The following is a 19269-nucleotide window of genomic DNA, read 5'->3' as shown; positions in this document are numbered from 1 at the left end:
CGGTCGGTCTGCGGGATTGGGCGTAAGAATCGGTCAGTCATCGAGGCCGCGCGACATCATCGACAGTGACGCATGAGCCAGCGCACTCGCGGCGATGAGCTGACGATTGGACATCGTGATGCCGCGGATCACGCTCAGGCAGACCCTGTCGCGACTGTGCTCGACGCTGATCGGGCGGACATGAGACTGAGCGATAGGGGCAATGGCCCGGCACTGGGCGACGATCGAATCGACGGTGACCGGGTATCCACCCGCCTCGACCATCGCGACAACACGTGCCAGTGCATTCCTCGCTGCAGATTCCTCATCGGGCCAGCCGAGGCGGTCGATCACCTCGGAGACCAGATCATCGAAGCGGTCAGGGGTGGGGGAGACTGCGGTCGGATGTGTTCCGGAGGCCCGCAGGGCGAACGGCGGGGAACCCGGTGCGCGCTGCGCCGAGGCGGGCAGTCCGGAATTCACGCGCAAGGCGAGCTCCTGGCATACGCCCATCAGCTCGATCGTCGGCAGCGATTCGTCGTCAATGGCGCGGGTGAGTTCGGCGATGTCGGCGATTGGAGTGGCCAGCTCCTCGCGCAGCCAGCGGATGAGCGCCAGCCGGTGCAGATGCGTCGCGTCGTAGACGGCCGTCGTCGCATTCTTCTTCTGTCCAGGCGGCAGAAGCCCCTCGTGGATGTAGTACTTGATACTCGCAGCCGAGACGCCGGCGGCCTTTGCCAATGCGCTGAGCTTCACTGTGCCCCTCCTTCTGCGGGTTGCTTCTGCAGGTTTCGTCCTCGACGACGGTGAATGGATAGTGGAAGCGGCGTTCACTATCCACGTTGCCACACTTGGTTAGTGACACTATCTTAATGACATGTTCTCACTCTTCATCGCCATCCATGCCATCGCCGCCACGGGTGCCGTCCTGCTGGGACCCATCCAGATCATCCGCCGCACCAAGGACCGCAAGCACCGTTTCATCGGACGGTCCTGGGTCATTCTCATGTACTTCGTGTGCACCAGCGGAATGTTCATCTACTCGCTCACCGGTTCCTTCACGCTCTTCCACGCCCTGGCGATCTGGACCTTCATCTCCACCACGCTCGGCGTCATCGCGATCCGCCGTGGCAATGTCCGCCGCCACATCGGAATGATGGTCGGCTCCTATCTGGGTGCACTGATTGCAGGCATCTTTGCCGCTGCAGTCCCCGGACGAGAGATCCCACAGCTGGCAGTCAGTGACCCAGGACTGCTGTGGTCACTCGTCGCCGCGGTCATCGTGGCAGTCACCGCCTGGGCGATCTTCGTCCTGCGCTTCGTCTCCGGATACGACCGTCAACAGGAGATCGTCGAGAGCGCGAACATCGTGGGCAATGCAGAAGAAGGCGCCAGCGGCGAACCGCTGACGCCCGCGAAATTAAGCGAAGCAGGCCCGGTCACTGCGTAATGACGACTCTGGGGTGCGAGTTGACGTCCCCGGGCAGGGAGCTGACGAGACCGAGCGTGACGCTCAGGCGACGAACTTGTCGAACTCGTCGTTCTTGACCAGGAAATTCTGCACGTAGGAGCACGTCGTCCGGAACTTCAGCCCCTCCTCGGCGCTGGTCTCCAGTGCATAGCGCACCAGCTTGGCGGCCAAGCCGCGGCCGCCCCACTCGGGGGACACCTCGGTGTGGGTGAAGATGCGCACCGGGCCGTCGGCGGTGTCATCGGCACTCGCCTCACGGTCGATGTAATCGACGAGACCGATGACCTTTCCGGAGTGGGAGACGGTGAAGCGTTTGGCCGCAGCATCCTCGGTGATGGTGAAGGTCTCTCCCGAGATGTCGATGTCCATGGTCATTCCTCCCGAATGTCCGTGCCGGCGGCACTGCGCGATGGTCGTCGGCGTTCGATCGGCGATCGCCGCTGTCCTGACAACTGACACTATAGTTCTGTTTCTGAGGAAGCGACTAGCCTGGTCTGACGCAGCCGACCGGACGATCTTGAAGGAGTCCCACCTATGACCGCACACCCCTCGGCGACCCTGGTCGACGCGCACCGCCAGAAGCTGCGCGCAGTCGGATTCGAGGTCACCGAACTGACGTCCGCCGACATTCCCGACTACGTCGAGCTCGTGTCTTCGGCCTACCGCGGCGAGGGATCGAAACAGGGGTGGACCACCGAGGCGGACCTGCTCGGGGGACAACGGCTCGACGGTCCGATGGCCGAGGACATGCTCGCCGAGGCGGACTCCCAGATCCTGCTCGCCCGCGATGATCAGGGTCGCGCCGTGGCCAGCGTCTATGTGCGAGAGCCCGAAGACGGGGCCGCCTACCTCGGGGTGCTCGCCGTTTCTCCGCTGGGACAGGGCAAAGGGCTGGGGTCGTTGCTCATCGGCCTCGCCGAGGCGTGGGTGGCCGAACATTGGGGTGCGACGTCGATGCGGATGAGCGTGATCAATAAGCGTGACGAACTCATCGCCTACTACGAGCGCCGCGGCTACGTGCGCACCGGCGAAATCGAGCCCTTCCCCTACGGCGACGAACGCTTCGGTCTGCCGAAGGTCGACGACCTGGAATTCGTGTTGCTGGCCAAGCCCTTGAGCTGAGGGGCGGCAGAAGCGTGGTTGCAGCCGAAGAACGGGTTGCAGCCGAAGAACGGGTTGCAGTCGGAGAATAGGTCAGCATCGGACACTTCTGTTGGAGAAAAGTGTCCGATGCTGACCTATTCTTGGAGGCTCTGGGGCCTGCCCGAGAGCCCGGCCTCAGAACATCATGGCGGGCACGACGAGGCCGCCGACGAGCGCGACCGGTCCGATGACGACCATCGACATGCCGAACTTCACGAGGATGCGGGTCAGGCGCGGCTTGTCCCCGACCGGGGCGGTCGCGACGACCGTGGCACCCAGCGTCGAGAACGGTGAGACGTCGACGACCGCCGAGCACACGCCCAGAGCCGCGATGAGTGCCCAGCCGGGAACGCCGCCCGCGGCGATGAGCGGCAGAGCCAGCGGCACGAGCGCAGCAAGGATGCCCGTCGTCGACGCGAAGGCCGAGACCAAGCCGCCGACGATGCAGAGGACGAAGGCGGCGATGAGCGGCGAACCGATCGACTCGGCGCCTTCGCCGAGCAGGTCGACGGCTCCCATGTTCTGCAGCACGCCGACGAAGGTGATGATGCCGCCGACGAGCAGCACGGTCGGCCAGTCGATCTTCGGGATCGCGGCCTTGCCCGTCTTCGGGTCGACGAGCGCGAGGATCGCTCCGAACATGAAGCAGAGCAGGCCGATGTCCGGTTCCTGACCGAGGGCCGCGAGCACGACCACGGTGCCGATGAGGCCGACCATGAAGATCACGGTGAGGATCTGTACGAAGGTGAACGGCTTGGATTCTCCCGCCACGTCGGTGGTGGAGGAGTCGAAGAGAGCTTCGTCTTCGTCATCCTCACCGAAGGCGACACTCGACGCCGAGGCGGAGCCGCGGGAGATCTTCGACTGGGCACTCCCGGCCGAAGCATGATCGGCGGCCGCCACCGTCGTCTTCGAGAACAGCGATCGACCGTACATGAAGTAGGCGACGACGAGCATAACGAGGTAGACGGCCACGGCGATTCCGAAGAGCAGGAATGGGGAGAGGTCGATGCCGGCATCGTGGGCGGTCGAGTACGTGACGATTCCGTAGAGGCTGGTCGGGGCGAAGCCGCCGGCGCCGATGGCGAAGCAGATCGCCAGTCCCATGAGCGCGTAGTCGACGCCGTACTTGCGGGCGACCTGCATGCCCACCGGCATCATGACGAGGCCGGCCAGTGGGGCACCCATGGCCGCAATGCAGCCCGTGATGACGAAGAACACCGCGGGCAGCAGCACCGCCGAGGATCCGACGCGTTCGAGGGCCCAGTCGATGATTTTGTCGACGGTCCCGTTCTCCTGCGCGATCGCGAAGAAATAGGTGACCCCGGCCAGCAGGATCATGATGTCCAAGGGGAACTCGGCGATGATGTCGTCGATGGCCATATCGGTGAAGAGGAGCCCGGTACCGGCCGCGCCGACGAGCATGAGCACGCCGATCTGCACGCCGCGGACAGCGCCGATGGCGAAGAGGGCGACGAATATGAGCAGAGCAATGATCTGAGTGAGCATGATGTCCTTGCGAAGGCTGAAGCGACACTGAGCATCGCTGGCTGATTCGCTGAGAGACTACCAGTGTTACCGGCGGGTACCGCTGAGGCGTGTCCGAACCGTCGGAAAGTCCCGATATACGGAGAATCCTCCCCAATTGCTACCTGACGGCGGCCCAGCAACCTCGCGCGAGGTTGCTGGGCCGCCGTCAGGTAGCAATTGGGGAGGGGTTAGGTGAGGAGGATGGCTCCGCCGAGGGCGATGAGGGCGACGATGATCGTGACGAGTGCGGCCAGGGCGATCGGTCGGGCGCCGAGGTTCTTCAGTGATCGCCACTGCACTCCGCGGCCGAGGGCGAACATCGCCATCGCCAGGCATACTGTCTGGATCCAGCTGAGACCGGTGACCGCGATCTCGGGCAGCAGGCCGAAGGTGCGCAGGGCCGCCAGGATGAGGAAGCCGACGACGAAGAGCGGAACGATCGGCGGACGTTTGCCCTGCGCCGGAGTCTGCTTCACCGCGATCGACACCGGCCCACCGGTCGACACTGCCCCCGCGGCCGATGCGCCCGACCCCTTGCTCTCTCCACCCCGGCCTGCGGCTGCGGAGGTCTCGGTGGAACCGGCGGTCGCCTCGGTGCTGGTGTTCGTCAGTGCTCTGTCCTCGCTGCGGCGCACTGCGTAGCTGAACACGGCGACAGTGGGGGCGAGCATGATGACGCGGGCGAGTTTGACGAGGACGGCGATCTCGAGGGCCGCGGGGCCGATGATCCCGCCGATCGCCACGACCTGGGCGACCTCATGGGTGGCGGCACCGCCCCACATTCCGGCGGTCTCCGGGGACAGACCCAGGGCGGTCGAGAGTCCGGGCACGATCGCGATCATCAGCGTGCCGAAGAGGACGACGAGGCCGATCGCGGCCGCCACATCCTCCTTCTTCGACTTCAGAGTCGACTCGACTCCGGCGACAGCAGCGGCACCGCAGATGCCGAATCCGCTGCCGATGAGCACGGCCAGGGGGCGGTCGACCTTGAGCGGTCCGGCCAGGGCCAGGGCCGAGAGGATTCCGGCGGCGACGATGACGGCGGCTAGCACGAGAACCAGCCACCCGAGGTCGAGGATGTCGCCGAGCACCACCTGCGCGCCGAGGGCGACGATGCCCAGGCGCAGCAGCGGCTTCGCGGCGAAGTTGAATCCGGGCATGAACGCCTCGGGCAGGTTGGGCACGAGATTGCCCAGAAGGATTCCGAGCACGATCGCCACGAGCAGCGGTGAGAGCACGGGAGCGAGCATGGAGATCGGCCACGCGACGGCCGTGGCCGCAGCGGCGACGGCGAGTCCGGGTAAGAGGGAGACGAAGCGGTTCATGACTTCAGTCTGTCAACGCCTGCACGGTCGCAGTAGACGGTGATTTCTTAGCAACCCATATGGATCTGATATGTCATGATGAGCATATGCACGACCTCGGGAATATGAAGAACTGGCCCGAGCTCCAGGCTCTGGGGCTGCTGGTGGCCCTCAGCGGCAACGCCAGGTCGATCGGCCAGGCCGCGGCGAAGCTCGATCTCGCCCAGCCGAATGCCTCCCGCAGCCTGCGCAACCTCGAACGCGATCTCAAGGTGCCGCTGCTGCGGCGCTCTCCGCGGGGCACCGAACTCACCGTCGAGGGCCGCGCCGTCGCCGAATGGGCATCGAAGGTCATCGAAGCCTACGACACGCTCTACGCCGGGGCCCGCGCCATCCAGGACGCCCGCGCCGGAACCGTCAAGGTCAGCGCCTCTCTGACGGTCGCCGAATACCTCATGCCCCACCACCTCACGACCTTCCGCGCCGCACACCCGACGATCGACATCGGTCTGTCGGTGGAGAACTCCGCGACCGTCATCGACCGGGTGCGCCGGCAGACCTGCGACCTCGGGCTCATCGAATCCGTGTCCCTGCCGCAGGACCTCAACGCCGAGGAGGTCGGCCGTGACCGACTCATGATCGCCTGTGCCCCGGACTTCGCTCACGCCTGGACGAAGCCGATCAGCGCCGAGGAGCTGGCGCAGGTGCCGCTGCTGGTACGTGAGATCGGTTCGGGCACCAGGGAAGTCATCGACGCGGCACTGGTCGGAGCTGGGGGAGTGCGCGTGGCGGGGGAGTACGGATCGAACTCCGCCCTGCGCATCGCCGCCGCCACATCCGTGGCCCCGGCCGTGCTGTCCGAACTCGCTCTGCGCGATGATTTCCGGGCGGGGCGTCTGGTGCCGCTGCCGGTGGCCGACGACGTCGACCTCACCCGCGAACTCCACGCCGTATGGGCCAGGAGCCGGCGGCAGTCACCCGGGGCACGTCTGCTGCTCGAGCACATGGTGTACAGCCTCGAGTGACAGGATCCGAACGACGGGACCCGAGTGAAGGGGCCTAAGTGAAGGGGGCTCGAGCAGGTCGAAGTCTCCGCGCCGTCCGAAGCAGCGGACACCGGGCGAACCCTTCAGAGTTTCGGAAAAGTGTCCGAAATATCGCTGTCGATTCCGTGTGATGCGGTGAGGCATATATTGGGGACATGACACAGCCCGAGCCAGCCTCCTCTCCCGCCCGTCATCCCGAGTTCGCTCCGGACACCATCGTCGTCGAGACCGGACGACCTCAGCGCGTCGATGGCGCCTCGGTGAACCCGCCGATCGATCTGTCCTCGACCTTCGTGAGCGCGGGCGACATCTCGAACTCGCCCTATGCCTATGCCCGCTTCGACACTCCCGCATGGACGCCCTTCGAAGAGGCGCTCGGTCAGCTCGAACACGCGAGCCTGCCCGGACTGGTCTTCGGCTCCGGCCTGGCGGCGATCTCGGCCGTGATCAGCCTCGTGCCCGCCGGAGGCACCCTGATCATCCCCACCCACAGCTACCAGGGAGCGCTCGCCTCAGCCGAACAGATCGCTGGGCGGCAGAACTTCGACCTCGTCACCGTTGATATCGCCGACACCGAGGCGGTCATCGCCGCCCTCGACGAAGCGGGGCACGCGACGGCGGGCGAAGCCGCATCCCCGGGGATGCTGTGGATCGAATCGCCGACGAACCCGATGCTCGAGGTCGCCGACGTTCCCGCGCTGACCGCGGCAGCCAAGGACCGTGGATTCCTCGTCTCCGTCGACAACACCTTCGCCACCCCGCTGCTGCAGACCCCGCTCGACCTGGGCGCCGATATCGTCGTGCACTCGGTGACGAAATACCTCGCCGGGCACTCCGACGTCGTCCTCGGTGCGGTCGTGACCAGCAGCACCGGACTGCGCGAAGAACTGCACACGGAACGATCCATGCGGGGCGGAATCGCCGGTCCCTTCGAGGTCTGGCTGGCCCTGCGCGGACTGCGCACCCTGGCGGTGCGCCTCGACCGCGCGCAGGCCAACGCCCAGGTCATCGCCGAGCGCCTCGCCGCCCACCCGGCCGTCGTCGAAACCCGCTACCCGGGCCTGCCGAACGACCCCGGCCACGCCCGCGCGTCCGCGCAGATGAACGGATTCGGCGCGATCATCTCCTTCACCCTCGCGACCGCGGACAAGGCCACCGCCATCGCCGAGGCGGTCCGACTGTGGACGCCGGCGACCTCCCTGGGCGGGGTGGAATCCCTCATCGAACGGCGCCGCCGACACCCCTCGGAACCGGCGACAGTGCCCGAGGGGCTCATTCGGTTGAGCGTCGGCATCGAGAACCTCGACGACCTCTGGGCCGACCTCGAGGCGGCCCTTGCCTGATGAGGCAGACGCCCGACTATGTGCTCGACCGACCCAGCGCGGACGACCTCGACCAGTTCTTCTCCATCGACTCCGACCCGCGGGTCTGGACGCACCTGCCTAGTGGCCGTCTGACCGATGAGGAAGAGGCCGAAGCGATCCTCGTCCGACTGGCCTCGCAGTGGGAACTCGACGGAATCGGACCCTGGATGGTCAGGCAGAAACCGGGCGGGGACATCCTCGGCCATTGCGGCTGCTCGCTGCGCGGAGTCTCCGGCCCCGGTGCCTCACGCGGCACACCCGGAGCGTTCTGGAACCTCGGATACCGGTTCCGGCCCGAAGCGCAGGGGCGTGGCTTGGCGACAGCGGTCTCGCGGGAGGCGATGGAGGCCGCGGCAGACATCGACCCGGAGCTGCCGGTCGTGGCGTATCTGCTCGAGGCCAATACCGCCTCGGCGGAGGTCGCTCGCAGACTCGGCCTCGACCTCGTTCACCGCGCACCCGACGCCGGCAATCCCGACCCGACTGCCGTCCGCCTGGTCTTCGCCGACCGGAACCTCACCGCCGCCCAGCTCGGCGCCACATTGGCTTGAGCACGACGCATTCCGCCGAGAAACGGGCTGCGTGTCGAGACACGGGTGTGCGCGGGCGTTTCTCGACGCTTGACCCGTTTCTCGGCGAAGAACGAAGCTGCTCGGGTCTGTGACGCAGATCAACTTAACGTACGTTAAAGTGACGGTAGATGCTTCGGCCTGCCTGAGCGCGGACGGAAGCAGAAGCCCCGAAAGCTACCCGGATCATCGGATTCGTACGAAGGAGTCGCATTGTCCACCAGCGTTCTCACCGAAGTCAGCGGCGATGTCACGACCGTGACCATCAACCGTCCGGAGAGCCTCAACGCGCTCAACGAGGAGACATTCCAAGCCATCGGCACCGCGTTCACCGAGGCGGCCGCGAACTCCCGCGCCATCATCCTCACCGGCAATGAACGGTCCTTCAGCTCTGGTGCGGACCTGCAGGGTGGAGTGGCGAAGCGCGAAGGCATCGACCTCGCCGGAGCGAATAGGATCATCGCCGCGATCCTCGACCTGCCCATCCCCACGATCGCGGCTGTGTCCGGACCAGCCGCCGGCATCGGATGTTCCCTCGCCCTGGCCTGCGATTATCTGGTGATGAGCGAGAAGTCCTATCTCATGCTGCCGTTCACGAAGATCGGGCTCATGCCCGACGGGGGCTCGACCGCCCTGGTCGCCGCCTCGGCCGGACGCCACCGGGCCCTGCGCCTGGCGCTGACCGGAGAGAAGCTGCAGGCCGCCGACGCCCTCGACTGGGGACTGGCCAGCGAGGTCGTTCCGGCTGGAAGCCACCTGGAACGTGCCGGAGAAGTCGCCGCGGTCTTCGCGCAGGGCCCGACCCGTGCCCTGGCAGCTTCGAAGCGAGCGATCAACCGGGCCAGCCTGGCCGAACTCGACGCGTCCTTCGCCCGCGAGGTCGAAGGACAGGATGCGCTGCGTGCGAGCAACGACTTCGCCGAGGGGGTCGCTGCCTTCCTCGACAAGAGGGCACCCGGCTTCACCGGGGAATGATTGTGGGTCGGCGCGGACGAAACGGTTCATGACTGCCAGACCGCACGCTGGTCCATAGCGGCCGGACCGCAGACCGGTTGATAACTGTTTGACCACGAATCAAGGCATCTGCATCCGCACCGCCTCCGCACCTGATGTGATGGTGACGACCGCCCACCACGAAACCGGCGATCACGATTCTTCTCCCGTCGCAGCCACAGCGACGAGGAGGGACCGGAGCACGAACGAAGGAGTCTCATGCTGACAGGAATTCCGTCCACCCTGGGCGACAGCTACCAGCTCAACACCACCAGCCTCATCCGCCATGCAGCCACCGTCTTCGGTGATGCCGAGGTCGTCTACCGCCGTTCGGACGGATCCTGGGGCCGGTCGAACTACGCCGACGAGTTCAAGCGCATGGCGCAGCTCGCGCACGGCCTCGCCGACCTCGGCGTCGGTGCCGGCTCCATGGTCGGAGTCCTCGACTGGAACTCTCGCCGCCACCTCGAGCTCTACTTCGCCGTGCCCGGTGTGGCCGCGACCATGCTTCAGCTCAACCTGCGCCTGGCTCCCGAGGACCTCGCCTACGTCGTCAGCCACTCGAAGTCGGACTGGATCTTCGTCGACGAATCGCTGCTGACCGTGGCCGAATCGCTGGCCCCGAAGCTCGACGTCAAGGGCTGGGTCGTGATGACCGACAAACCCATCGCCGAGATCGAGACGAGCCTGACCAACGTCGTCTCCTACGAAGACCTCATCGCCGACAAGCCCGAGACCTACGACTGGCCCGTTGTCGATGAGAAGACCGCCGCCTACGCCGGATACACCACCGGCACCACCGGCCGCCCCAAGGGCGTGTACTACTCGCACCGGTCGATCTACCTGCACACGATGGGCGGTTTGGCCGCACTCCACGCGAACTTCGACGACTGCGTCATGCCCATCACCCCGATGTTCCATGTGCTGTCGTGGGGCTTCCCGCAGAACGCCGTGGCCGCTGGCGCCAAGCTCGTCCTGCCCGGCAAGTTCGCCGCCGAAGAGTTCGGTGCCATCGCCCAAGCCTTCGTCGAGGAGAAGGTCACCCTGGCCAACGGCGCCCCCGCCATCTTCGGGCCGATGCTGCAGATGATGAAGAAGATGCCGCAGGCCCCGGACCTCAGCGGCGTCCGTCTCGTCTCCGGGTCGTCCGAGCCGCCGCTGTCCATGATGCGCGGGTTCAAGGAGGTCACCGGGGCCGACGTCATCCACGGCTACGGTGCCACCGAAACCACCCCGCTGGCGTCGACGAACTGGAAGATCCGTCCCGGTCTCGACCTCGACGAGGAAGAGAAGTGGGACCTCAAGCGCTCGCAGGGCCTGCCGATCATCGGTGTTGAAATGAAGACCGTCGACCCCGAGGGCAATGAGCTGCCACGCGACGGAAAGTCCATGGGCGAGCTCCTCATGCGCGGACCCTGGATCACCGAGTCCTACTACCAGCTGCCCGACAACGCCGACCGGTTCCTCGACGGGTGGTGGCGCTCGGGCGATGTCGGCACCATCGATCAGTACGGCTACCTGAAGATCACCGACCGACTCAAGGACGTCATCAAGTCCGGAGGCGAGTGGATCTCGTCGATCGACATGGAGAACGCGATCCTCGACAACCCCGACGTCAGCGAGGCCGCCGTCATCGGCGTCCCCGACGAGAAGTGGGATGAGCGTCCCGTCGCCTACGTTGTGGCCAACCCCGGCGCCGAGGTGACCCGGGACTCGATCGTCGAAACGCTGAGTGCTCGTTTCGCCAAGTGGCAGATGCCCGACGAGGTCAGGGTGGTCGAGGAGATGCCGCGCACCTCGGTGGGCAAACTCGACAAGAAGCTGCTGCGCAAGGACTGGGAACAGTCCTGATCACAAGGCTGATCCGGGCAGCGATCGGTCGAGCCCCGGGCCTGACCGATCACAGCAGCAGCCAGCCGAGCACCCCGGCGCCGATCACCGTCGTCCACGCCGGGACCTTCCACATGGTCCCGGCGACGAAGGCGGCGACGGCCAGCGCCAGGGTCGCAGGCGAGGTGATCCCCTCGACGAACACAGGATCGTAGAGCGCGGCCCCCAGCAGCCCCACGACGGCGGCATTGACTCCGGTCAGTGCCGCCGTCGCCGGTTCCCAGGCACGCAGCCGTTCCCAGAACGGCAGGATCCCGACGACCAGCAGACCCGCCGGAAGGAAGATCGCCAACAGGGCGATACCGGCACCGAGGATGCCGCTCGGTCCCGTCGTCATCGACGCTCCGAGGAACGCCGCGAAGGTGAACAGCGGACCGGGAACGGCCTGTGCTGCACCGTAGCCGGCGAGGAACGTGTCGTGGCCGACCAGACCGGTGGGCACGAGTTCGGCCTCGAGCAGCGGCAGGACGACATGACCGCCGCCGAAGACCAGGGCCCCGGCCCGATAGAAGATATCGATGAGGCGAATGGTCGCATCCCCGGTCGCCGCGGTGAGCGCGGGCAGTCCGAGGAGCAGAGCGGCGAAGGCGATGAGGGAGGCGATGCCCAACCGTCTGGCACCGCGGGAGGCGATGCGGCTCTCGGGGGAATGGGGCCCGACCGCGGCAGCTGCTGACTCGGAGGCGGAAACTGAATTGGAATCGACCGCTGTGTAGGGTGCGGCCGCCTCGGCGGAGGCTTCCTGCTCTTTCCCACTTTCGTCGGGCCGTTTCAGCCAGACGAGGCCGAGAACTCCGCCGAGGACGATCGCGGCGATCTGGATGAGCGCCGTCGGCACCATCGAATCCGGGATGACGAGCATGAGGGTGAGGGCGGCAGCGGCGATGCTCGCACGACGAGCATCCGGGGTCAGAGTTTTCGCCATCGACTGCACGGCACCGGCGACGACGGCCACCGCGGCGGCCTTGAGCCCGAGCAGCCACCCGGCATCCCCGAGGTCACCGAAGGCCGAGAGCCCCAACGCGAAGAGGGTGAGCAGAATCGCCGACGGCAGAGTGAAGCTCACCCACGCGGCCGCGAGCCCGGGCAGGCCCGCACGGCGCAGCCCGAGTCCCATGCCGACCTGGCTCGACGCAGGGCCGGGCAGCAGCTGGCACAGGGCCACGAGGTCGGCGTACTCACGGTCGTCCAGCCAAGAACGGCGGCTGACGAAGGTCTCGCGGAAGTACCCGAGGTGGGCGACGGGACCGCCGAACGACGTCAGGCCCAGACGCAGGAACGATCCGGCCACCTCGGCGAGGGGGGCCGGACCAGGCGGCTGTGTGGCCGCCGTATCACTGTTCATCGGTCCTCCGCTTCGCTCAGGTGAACACCTCAGTGAACACGTATCAGGTGACGCCGAGGTGAACGGGACAGCTGCCGGCAGTGCGAGCAGGCTCGCCGCGCCGGGCGAACGGGCAGCGAAGGTGAACGCTCAGGGGTGGTGGAGGAGGTAGGTGCCGCCCTTGAGGCAGGTGTCGACGACCCAGCCGTCGCCGACGAGCCCGGTCAGCGCCGTGCGCAGCGCCAGTCGCCAGCGGCTGGCGAGATCGGCATCCTGTCCGCGCAGGTCCTCGATGTCGGAGGGGAAATCCAGCGAGACGAACTCGGTCTCCTTCGGAACCTCGCTCAGCAGCGGCTCCCCGTCGTCATCGGCGCGCAGGCAGGGGAACGCCGATCCGGGATCGACGACCGAGGCGCGTGCCGGACGGTCGAGCGGCCAGGACACCATCATCCGGTCGCTGGCCTGGCCGGAGTTCACCCCATCGCGCATCTGCCCGTAGAAGTCCTCGAGGTATTCGACCATGCCGACGCCCAGACGCTGGAAGTTGAAGTACGCATTGCGGGCGATGAGCGGGTCGAAAGTCCAGGTCATCTCGGTGATGCCGAGGTTGAGGCACCACAGACGCTGGTGCAGCTTCATCGCGGATCCGGCCCCGCGGCCGATGATCTGATGGCGGACTCCGGCGATATGCGAATGCATGACCGAACCCAGAGGCTGGCCGAAGAAGCCGATGGTCACACCGATCATCTCGTCGGGTTCGTCGACGCTGTACGCAGCGGAGACATAGTTGCCGGCGTGGGCGAAGGCGATGATGAGGCTGGGTTCGAACACGTTCGTGCCGGTCTCGTCAACGTTCCAGACTTCGTCGAGCAGCAGTGAGGCCTTGGCCGCCTCGTCGGCGGTGTGGATCTCGCGCACCTCGATGCGTGCGGTCTCGGCCGCGGCGGCGTATTCGTCCTCCGCCAGGGCGATGATCTCCGAGTCCACTGTTCTCAGTTCTGGGTTCGCGCTCATGGTGACATTGTGCCACCAGGACGCGACCTCGGCGGGAGGCACACGGCAACGATTCGACTACGGCGAACGGGCCGGTGTCTGCCGCCGCACGCTTGGGTGAATGCCCTCGCACGCCACAGTGAACTCCGCCGCTCGAGCAGGTGGGGCGGGTATAGCCTGGTCGCATGAGCTCAACAGTCGCCGTTATCGGCGCCGGAACCATCGGCCGATCGTTCGCCTTCCTCTTCGCCCGCAGCGGGTACACGGTGCGGGTCTTCGACCCGCGTCCCGACCTCGCCGAGGTGGTCGCCGGCTTACAGGCCGACGTCACCGCTGATGCCTCCGCCGAAGATGAGTTGGCCTCTGAAGTCGGCACCGTGGAACTCGCCGAATCCGTCGAGGCCGCGGTGGCAGGTGTCGTCTTCGTCCAGGAATCCGGTCCCGAGGATCCGGAATCGAAGCCCGTGCTGTTCGCTCAGATCGCCGAGGCGGCTCCGGCCGGGGCCGTGTTCGCCACATCGTCGTCGACGATCCCGGCCTCAACGATCGCGGCCGCACTGCCCGAGTCCGCGGCCTCCCGCGTCATCGTCGGCCATCCGTTCAATCCACCGCACCTCATGCCTCTCGTCGAGGTCGTGCCGTCGCCGCAGACCTCCCAGGAGACCGTGGAGGCCGCGGTCGAGTTCTACCGCAGCTGCGGGCGCGAACCGGTGGTGCTGGGGCGCGAGATCCGCGGATTCGTCGGCAACAGGCTGCAGAACGCGCTGATGAAAGAGGCGATCTCGCTCGTGCAGAACGGCGTCGTCACTGCCGAGGGGCTCGACACGGTGATGAAGAATTCGCTGGGTCTGCGCTGGTCGGCCATCGGCCAGTTCGAAGGCATGCACTTCGGCGGGGGAGAGGCCGGGATCCGGGGTTTCATGGACCATATCGGACCGGCCTTCGCCGCCATCGAGGACCTGCCGGTCGATATCGATCCCGCAGGCATGGAAGACGTCTTCGAACAGGTCGAAGACGCTTATGGCCAGACCCCGACCCCACAGGCAGCGGCCGTCCGCGATCGGATCCAGAAGGCGGTGCTCGAGGCCCGCGGTCAGTGGCACTGAGACGTCTGCCCACGTGGTGACCGTTGGCCCGTATTGGTGACGAGTCAGACACTCTCACCAGGACGAATAAGGAATCTTTGAGGTGATTCTCAGCGTTGTCATAAGAGCAAGTGCATTGGGGCTTCGGGGCAACCTGCCCCGGATGCCGCAATGCGATCACCTCAGGAGGAAATCACCATGGGCGGATTCTTCACCGGCGTCGAGTCGCCGGGAATGATCGATTGGGCCACGATGCCCACCTACAACACGATCATGTCAGTGGCGGTCGGCGCCGGACTGCTCGCCGTCGTCCTGTTCTACCGGGAACTGCGCCGTGCCGGAGGGACGGCCGGAGTCGGTGACAGCGCAGGATCGAAATGGCGTGGAGGCAGACACGCGCTCAGCACCGACGGATGGGCGCTGATCTTCGGCGTGCTGGGACTCATCCTCACCCTGACCGGTCTGCACATGACGCTGACCTGGCCGCTGGCAGCGGGCGGATTCGCCTTCGACAACGTCATCTTCGGTGAGACGAGCCTCGCCTTCGGCGTGCTCATGCTCGCTGCTGCCTGGTATCTGTGGAAGCGCGGGGCCGACCTCAAGGCCGATGCCGATCCGCTGGGGATGGCGGCAAGCACGGTGAAGCCGCTGTCGATCTTCATCGCCGCGCTCGGACTCGCCCTCTTCGCCATCGCACTCGCGGGAACGGTCTACCAGCTCTTCGCCGCTCCGCCGCAGGAGCCGATCTCCGGTGCCTTTGCTGACTACCCGGTCATCGAAGCCACATTCATGTCACTGCTCTTCGCCCTGGTCGGTCTCGGAGCGGTGCTGTTCCCCTTCGCGGTGCGCAAGGTGCTGAGCACCCCGGTCGACGCGCAAGTCGGTGGAGCTGCGATCTCCGTGACCGGCGTGGTCTGGACGATCACCGGAATCGTGTTCGTCCTCTTCGGCGCGATGAACTTCTACACACACATCGGACTGATCGTCAACACGATGTGATCAGCCGCAGCGGCTCAGACCGCTGCTTGGTAGAAGTACGTGGTGCGTTCGGCGATGAGGCCCTCGGTGTCGAAGAGGAAGAAGTCCGCGAAGCCCACCGAGGCCTCTGAGCCGTCCTTGAGACGACCGCTGAAGACACCGCGACTGGAAGCGCGATCACCGTCGACGAGGATCTCCTGCAGCGAATGCGCACCGGACTCGATGACGCGTTCGCCATGGTAGAAGTCGGTGATCTGCCGGCCGACCATCGTCGGATAGCCTGGCCGATCATAGCTGGCGTCCGCGGCGAACAGCACCGAGGTGGCGTCCGCATCTCCGGCATCGACGGTGGTGTAGTAGCGCTTCACGAGTTCAGTCACACTGGCCATGGCACTACCGTAACAGTGGCTCATGTCATAGTCGGGCCGGCCCTTGGTCCTCGCTGGCCCGCCGGGTCTCCCTTCGTCGCCGACGGCGACCTCATTTCGCATATCTGTCCCTTATCGGGTTAGTATCGACCTGCTAATGATAACGAGTCTCACTAACTAGAGAGTGCGAATAATGAAACGACACCACACGATGCTCGGATCGGCGGTGGTCGCCTCTGCACTGCTGCTCACCGGCTGCCAAGCCGGCGACGACGCCACCGACTATGACGCGGGCAGTTCGGACAAGAAGACCGCAGGCGCCGCAGACGACAAGGAGGACACAGGGCACGCCCAGGAGCTCGCCGCCGCCCAGCCGCGGCTCGTGACAACCTACGACGGCGGGATCCTCACTCTCGATGCGACGACTCTCGACGTCATCGACGATACGAAGCTCGAAGGCTTCAACCGCCTCAATCCCGTCGGTGACGGCCGCCACCTCATGGTCTCCGTCGCCGAAGGCTTCCGCCTCTTCGACGCCGGAGTCTGGACCCAGCCCCACGGCGACCACACCCACAGCTACGCCGCCGACCCGCAGCTCACCGACACCGTCTTCAACACCGAACTGCCCGGACACGTCGTCAACCACGGCGAGGCCACCGTGCTCTTCGGCGACGGCGACGGCAAGATCCAGACCTTCGACACCGAGGACTTCTCCGACGGCGCCCCGAAGCCCCAGGTCGCCGAGGTCGACGAACCCCACCACGGTGTCGCCGTGAAACTCGCTGACGGGTCGATGCTGCACACCGTCGGAACCGAGGACGAACGCTCGGGTGCGAAAGTCGTCGACAGCTCCGGCAAAGAGATCGCGAGCAGCGACGAGTGCCCCGGAGTCCACGGCGAAGCCGCTGCGAAGGACGAGGTCATCGCGCTCGGCTGCGAGAACGGAATCCTGCTGTACAAGGAGGGGAAGTTCGAGAAGATCGACGCTCCCGACTCCTTCGGTCGCATCGGCAACCAGTCCGGAAGCGACGAATCGCAGTACATCCTCGGCGATTACAAGGTCGACGAAGATGCCGAGCTCGAACGTCCCGAACGGGTGAGCGTCACGGATACGAAGACAGGCAAGCTCTCGCTCGTCGACCTCGGCGCCTCCTACAGTTTCCGGTCACTGGGCCGCGGACCAGAAGGGGAAGGCGTCGTCCTGTCCACGGATGGGAAGCTGAAGATCATCGACCCTGCGACCGCCTCGGTGACGGAGGAGTACCCGGTCATCGACGAATGGGAAGAGCCCGTCGAGTGGCAGAAGGCCCGCCCGACGCTCTTCGTCCAGGACGAGGTCGCTTACGTCAGCGATCCGGCGGAGAAAACGATCCACATCGTCGATCTCGAATCCGGTGAGGTGATGGCCGAGAAGTCGTTGCCGCACGCACCGAACGAACTCACCGGCGTCACCGGCTGAGGGGTCGGGACGAGCCCGACCGGCGAAACAGGCCCGACGGGCGGAACAGGCCCGACCGGCGGGTCAGGCCCGACCGGCGGAACGGTCTCGACGGACTCGACCGGCGGTGTCCCTGGACACTCCGCCGGTCGGGTCGGCCGCCTCGGTGGCGGCTGAGAATCTGCCCAGGAGATGAGACCGCCGTTGCCGACGCCGGAGTTCGGCCATAGCGTGGGGGATGGACCTGCGATCACACCATCGGTGATCGCCTCAACCCCGTCGAAGTGAAAGAGGACAGCCATGACCACCATGTATCGCGTCACCGATCCGGCGACCGGCCAAGTCGCCGAAGAATTCCCCACCGCCACCGATGCCGAGATCCTCGCCGCCCTCGATCGTTCGGCGACGACATTCGACGAGTGGAGCCGGGCCACGGTCGCCGAGCGCGCCGCCATCCTCACTCGCGTGTCCGAGATCTACGCCGAGCGCGCCGAGGAGCTCGCCGAAGTCATCAAGCTCGAAATGGGCAAGTCCGTGCCCGAGGGCAAGGGCGAAGTCCAGCTGAGCTCGATGATCTACAAGTACTTCGCCGACAACGCCGAAGCCTTCATGGCCGACGAACCCCTGCGCGGACCCAAGGACGCCACCGCCATGATCCGCCGCAAGCCCGTCGGCTCGCTGCTGGGCATCATGCCGTGGAACTTCCCCTACTACCAGGTCGCCCGCTTCGCCGCCCCGAACCTGGCCCTGGGCAACACGATCCTGCTCAAGCACGCCCCGCAGTGCCCCCGCTCGGCACAGATCATGGAAGAGATCTTCATCGAGGCAGGCCTGCCCGAAGGTGCGTACATCAACATCTACGCCAGCAACGAGCAGGTCGCCGACATCATCCTGCCCGACCCGCGCAACCACGGAGTGTCCCTGACCGGATCCGAACGCGCCGGTGCCGCCGTCGCTGCCGAGGCCGGAAAGAACCTCAAGAAGGTCGTGCTCGAACTCGGCGGATCCGACCCCTATATCCTGCTCGACACGGACGACGTCCAGAAATCCGCGAAGACGTTCTTCAACACCCGCATGGGCAATACCGGCCAGGCCTGCAACTCGCCCAAGCGGATGATCGTCATGGACGACATCTACGACGACTTCGTCTCCTCCATCACCGAGGCGGCCAAGAAGAACACCCCCGCCGTTCCCGGCGAGGAGGGCTCCCGGTTGTCCCCGCTGTCGTCGGTGGCCGCCGCCGACCGCTTCGTCGAGCAGGTCCAGGACACCGTCAGCGAGGGCGCGACCCTGCTGGCCGGCGGTAAGAAGTACGACGGCGGCGGAGCCTACGTCGAACCCGTCGTCCTCACCGATGTGCAGAAGGGTATGCGCGGATACTACGAAGAGCTCTTCGGACCCGCTGTCATCGTCTACAAGGTCAGCAGCGAGGAAGAAGCCGTCGAGCTCGCCAACGACACCCCGTTCGGCCTGGGGGCCGCCGTGTTCTCCACCGATATCGCCCGTGCCGAACGCGTCGGCGACCAGATCGATTCCGGCATGGTCTTCCTCAATGCTCCGGAAGGCAGCCGCGAATACCTGCCCTTCGGCGGAGTCAAGCGCTCAGGTGTCGGCCGGGAACTCGGTCCGCTGGCGATGGACGAATTCGTCAACAAGCAGCTCGTGTACAAACAGGACTGATCGGTACGACCAGAGCCCGAGGATCCGGGTTCCGATCGTGACCGGGTTGTGATCGCGCTCAGGGCGCTGTCTCTTACGGGGACAGCGCCCTGATTGTATGCTGAGACCACGCAC

At 65.9% G+C, this 19269-nt stretch carries 18 protein-coding genes; 11 read left to right on the top strand and 7 right to left on the bottom strand.

The genetic code is table 11. The annotated features are described in order from the left end of the window. Positions 1-33: 33 nt before the first annotated feature. A complete protein-coding gene (locus AC239G_RS14940) occupies positions 34-735 on the bottom strand; it encodes a MerR family transcriptional regulator (RefSeq protein WP_180345580.1) in 702 nt (233 codons plus the stop codon). A 121-nt stretch (positions 736-856) separates the two neighbouring features. Between AC239G_RS14940 and AC239G_RS14935 the strand changes: the two genes are divergently transcribed. Next, a complete protein-coding gene (locus AC239G_RS14935) occupies positions 857-1429 on the top strand; it encodes a DUF2306 domain-containing protein (RefSeq protein ID WP_487489192.1) in 573 nt (190 codons plus the stop codon). 63 nt (positions 1430-1492) lie between these two features. On the opposite strand, the gene AC239G_RS14930 is transcribed toward AC239G_RS14935, so the two are convergent. Further along, complete coding sequence (locus AC239G_RS14930; protein WP_139468185.1) at positions 1493-1819, bottom strand: GNAT family N-acetyltransferase; 327 nt, start codon at positions 1817-1819, stop codon at positions 1493-1495. Positions 1820-1984: 165 nt separating this feature from the next. Between AC239G_RS14930 and AC239G_RS14925 the strand changes: the two genes are divergently transcribed. After that, positions 1985-2572: a GNAT family N-acetyltransferase gene (locus tag AC239G_RS14925; RefSeq protein ID WP_139468186.1), complete on the top strand. Its 588-nt coding sequence runs from the start codon at positions 1985-1987 to the stop codon at positions 2570-2572. A 156-nt stretch (positions 2573-2728) separates the two neighbouring features. On the opposite strand, the gene AC239G_RS14920 is transcribed toward AC239G_RS14925, so the two are convergent. Continuing rightward, complete coding sequence (locus AC239G_RS14920; RefSeq protein ID WP_139468187.1) at positions 2729-4102, bottom strand: SLC13 family permease; 1374 nt, start codon at positions 4100-4102, stop codon at positions 2729-2731. Between the two features lie 209 nt (positions 4103-4311). Next, on the bottom strand, positions 4312-5448 hold the full coding sequence (locus AC239G_RS14915; protein WP_487489191.1) for a YeiH family protein: 1137 nt from the start codon (positions 5446-5448) through the stop codon (positions 4312-4314). Positions 5449-5534: 86 nt separating this feature from the next. Here AC239G_RS14915 and AC239G_RS14910 point away from each other — a divergent pair, with 86 nt between their 5' ends. The 5 genes from AC239G_RS14910 to AC239G_RS14890 all read left to right on the top strand — a co-directional run bounded on the left by AC239G_RS14910 (position 5535) and on the right by AC239G_RS14890 (position 11250). Then, positions 5535-6452, top strand: coding sequence for a LysR family transcriptional regulator (locus AC239G_RS14910; protein ID WP_482400703.1), 918 nt, complete (start codon positions 5535-5537; stop codon positions 6450-6452). Positions 6453-6628: 176 nt separating this feature from the next. Further along, positions 6629-7816, top strand: a complete 1188-nt coding sequence (locus AC239G_RS14905; RefSeq protein WP_139468190.1) for a trans-sulfuration enzyme family protein — start codon at positions 6629-6631, stop codon at positions 7814-7816. Next, positions 7816-8388 carry a GNAT family N-acetyltransferase gene (locus AC239G_RS14900; protein WP_139468191.1) on the top strand — a complete coding sequence of 191 codons (573 nt, stop codon included), beginning with the start codon at positions 7816-7818 and terminating at the stop codon, positions 8386-8388. Before AC239G_RS14905 ends, AC239G_RS14900 begins: the two co-directional genes overlap by 1 nt. Positions 8389-8619: 231 nt before the next feature. Continuing rightward, complete coding sequence (locus AC239G_RS14895; RefSeq protein WP_139468192.1) at positions 8620-9381, top strand: enoyl-CoA hydratase; 762 nt, start codon at positions 8620-8622, stop codon at positions 9379-9381. A gap of 237 nt (positions 9382-9618) precedes the next feature. Next, positions 9619-11250, top strand: a complete 1632-nt coding sequence (locus AC239G_RS14890) for a long-chain-fatty-acid--CoA ligase (RefSeq protein ID WP_139468193.1) — start codon at positions 9619-9621, stop codon at positions 11248-11250. A 49-nt stretch (positions 11251-11299) separates the two neighbouring features. Here AC239G_RS14890 and chrA read toward each other — a convergent pair whose 3' ends face one another. Beyond that, positions 11300-12634 carry a chromate efflux transporter gene (chrA, locus tag AC239G_RS14885; RefSeq protein WP_482400701.1) on the bottom strand — a complete coding sequence of 445 codons (1335 nt, stop codon included), beginning with the start codon at positions 12632-12634 and terminating at the stop codon, positions 11300-11302. A gap of 129 nt (positions 12635-12763) precedes the next feature. Beyond that, positions 12764-13627: a hypothetical protein gene (locus AC239G_RS14880; RefSeq protein WP_139468195.1), complete on the bottom strand. Its 864-nt coding sequence runs from the start codon at positions 13625-13627 to the stop codon at positions 12764-12766. 164 nt (positions 13628-13791) lie between these two features. On the opposite strand from AC239G_RS14880, the gene AC239G_RS14875 reads away from it, so the two are divergent. Both AC239G_RS14875 and AC239G_RS14870 read left to right on the top strand, forming a co-directional pair. Then, complete coding sequence (locus AC239G_RS14875) at positions 13792-14712, top strand: 3-hydroxyacyl-CoA dehydrogenase NAD-binding domain-containing protein (RefSeq protein WP_181270703.1); 921 nt, start codon at positions 13792-13794, stop codon at positions 14710-14712. Positions 14713-14862: 150 nt separating this feature from the next. Next, entirely contained in the window at positions 14863-15690 is an 828-nt protein-coding gene (locus AC239G_RS14870) for a DUF981 family protein (protein ID WP_229663988.1), read from the top strand. Positions 15691-15704: 14 nt separating this feature from the next. Here AC239G_RS14870 and AC239G_RS14865 read toward each other — a convergent pair whose 3' ends face one another. Further along, positions 15705-16058 carry a nuclear transport factor 2 family protein gene (locus tag AC239G_RS14865; protein ID WP_139468197.1) on the bottom strand — a complete coding sequence of 118 codons (354 nt, stop codon included), beginning with the start codon at positions 16056-16058 and terminating at the stop codon, positions 15705-15707. Between the two features lie 172 nt (positions 16059-16230). Here AC239G_RS14865 and aztD point away from each other — a divergent pair, with 172 nt between their 5' ends. Then, the gene (gene aztD, locus AC239G_RS14860) at positions 16231-17496 is read left to right on the top strand and encodes a zinc metallochaperone AztD (RefSeq protein WP_139468198.1); all 1266 of its coding nucleotides are present in this window, start codon (positions 16231-16233) and stop codon (positions 17494-17496) included. 279 nt (positions 17497-17775) lie between these two features. Continuing rightward, a complete protein-coding gene (locus tag AC239G_RS14855) occupies positions 17776-19155 on the top strand; it encodes an NAD-dependent succinate-semialdehyde dehydrogenase (protein ID WP_139468199.1) in 1380 nt (459 codons plus the stop codon). Positions 19156-19269: the final 114 nt, after the last annotated feature.

The organism is Brevibacterium sp. Lmc1, assembly GCF_057654315.1.
Note: the sequence above shows the minus strand (reverse complement) of the source record. Positions and strands in the feature narration are given on the sequence as shown.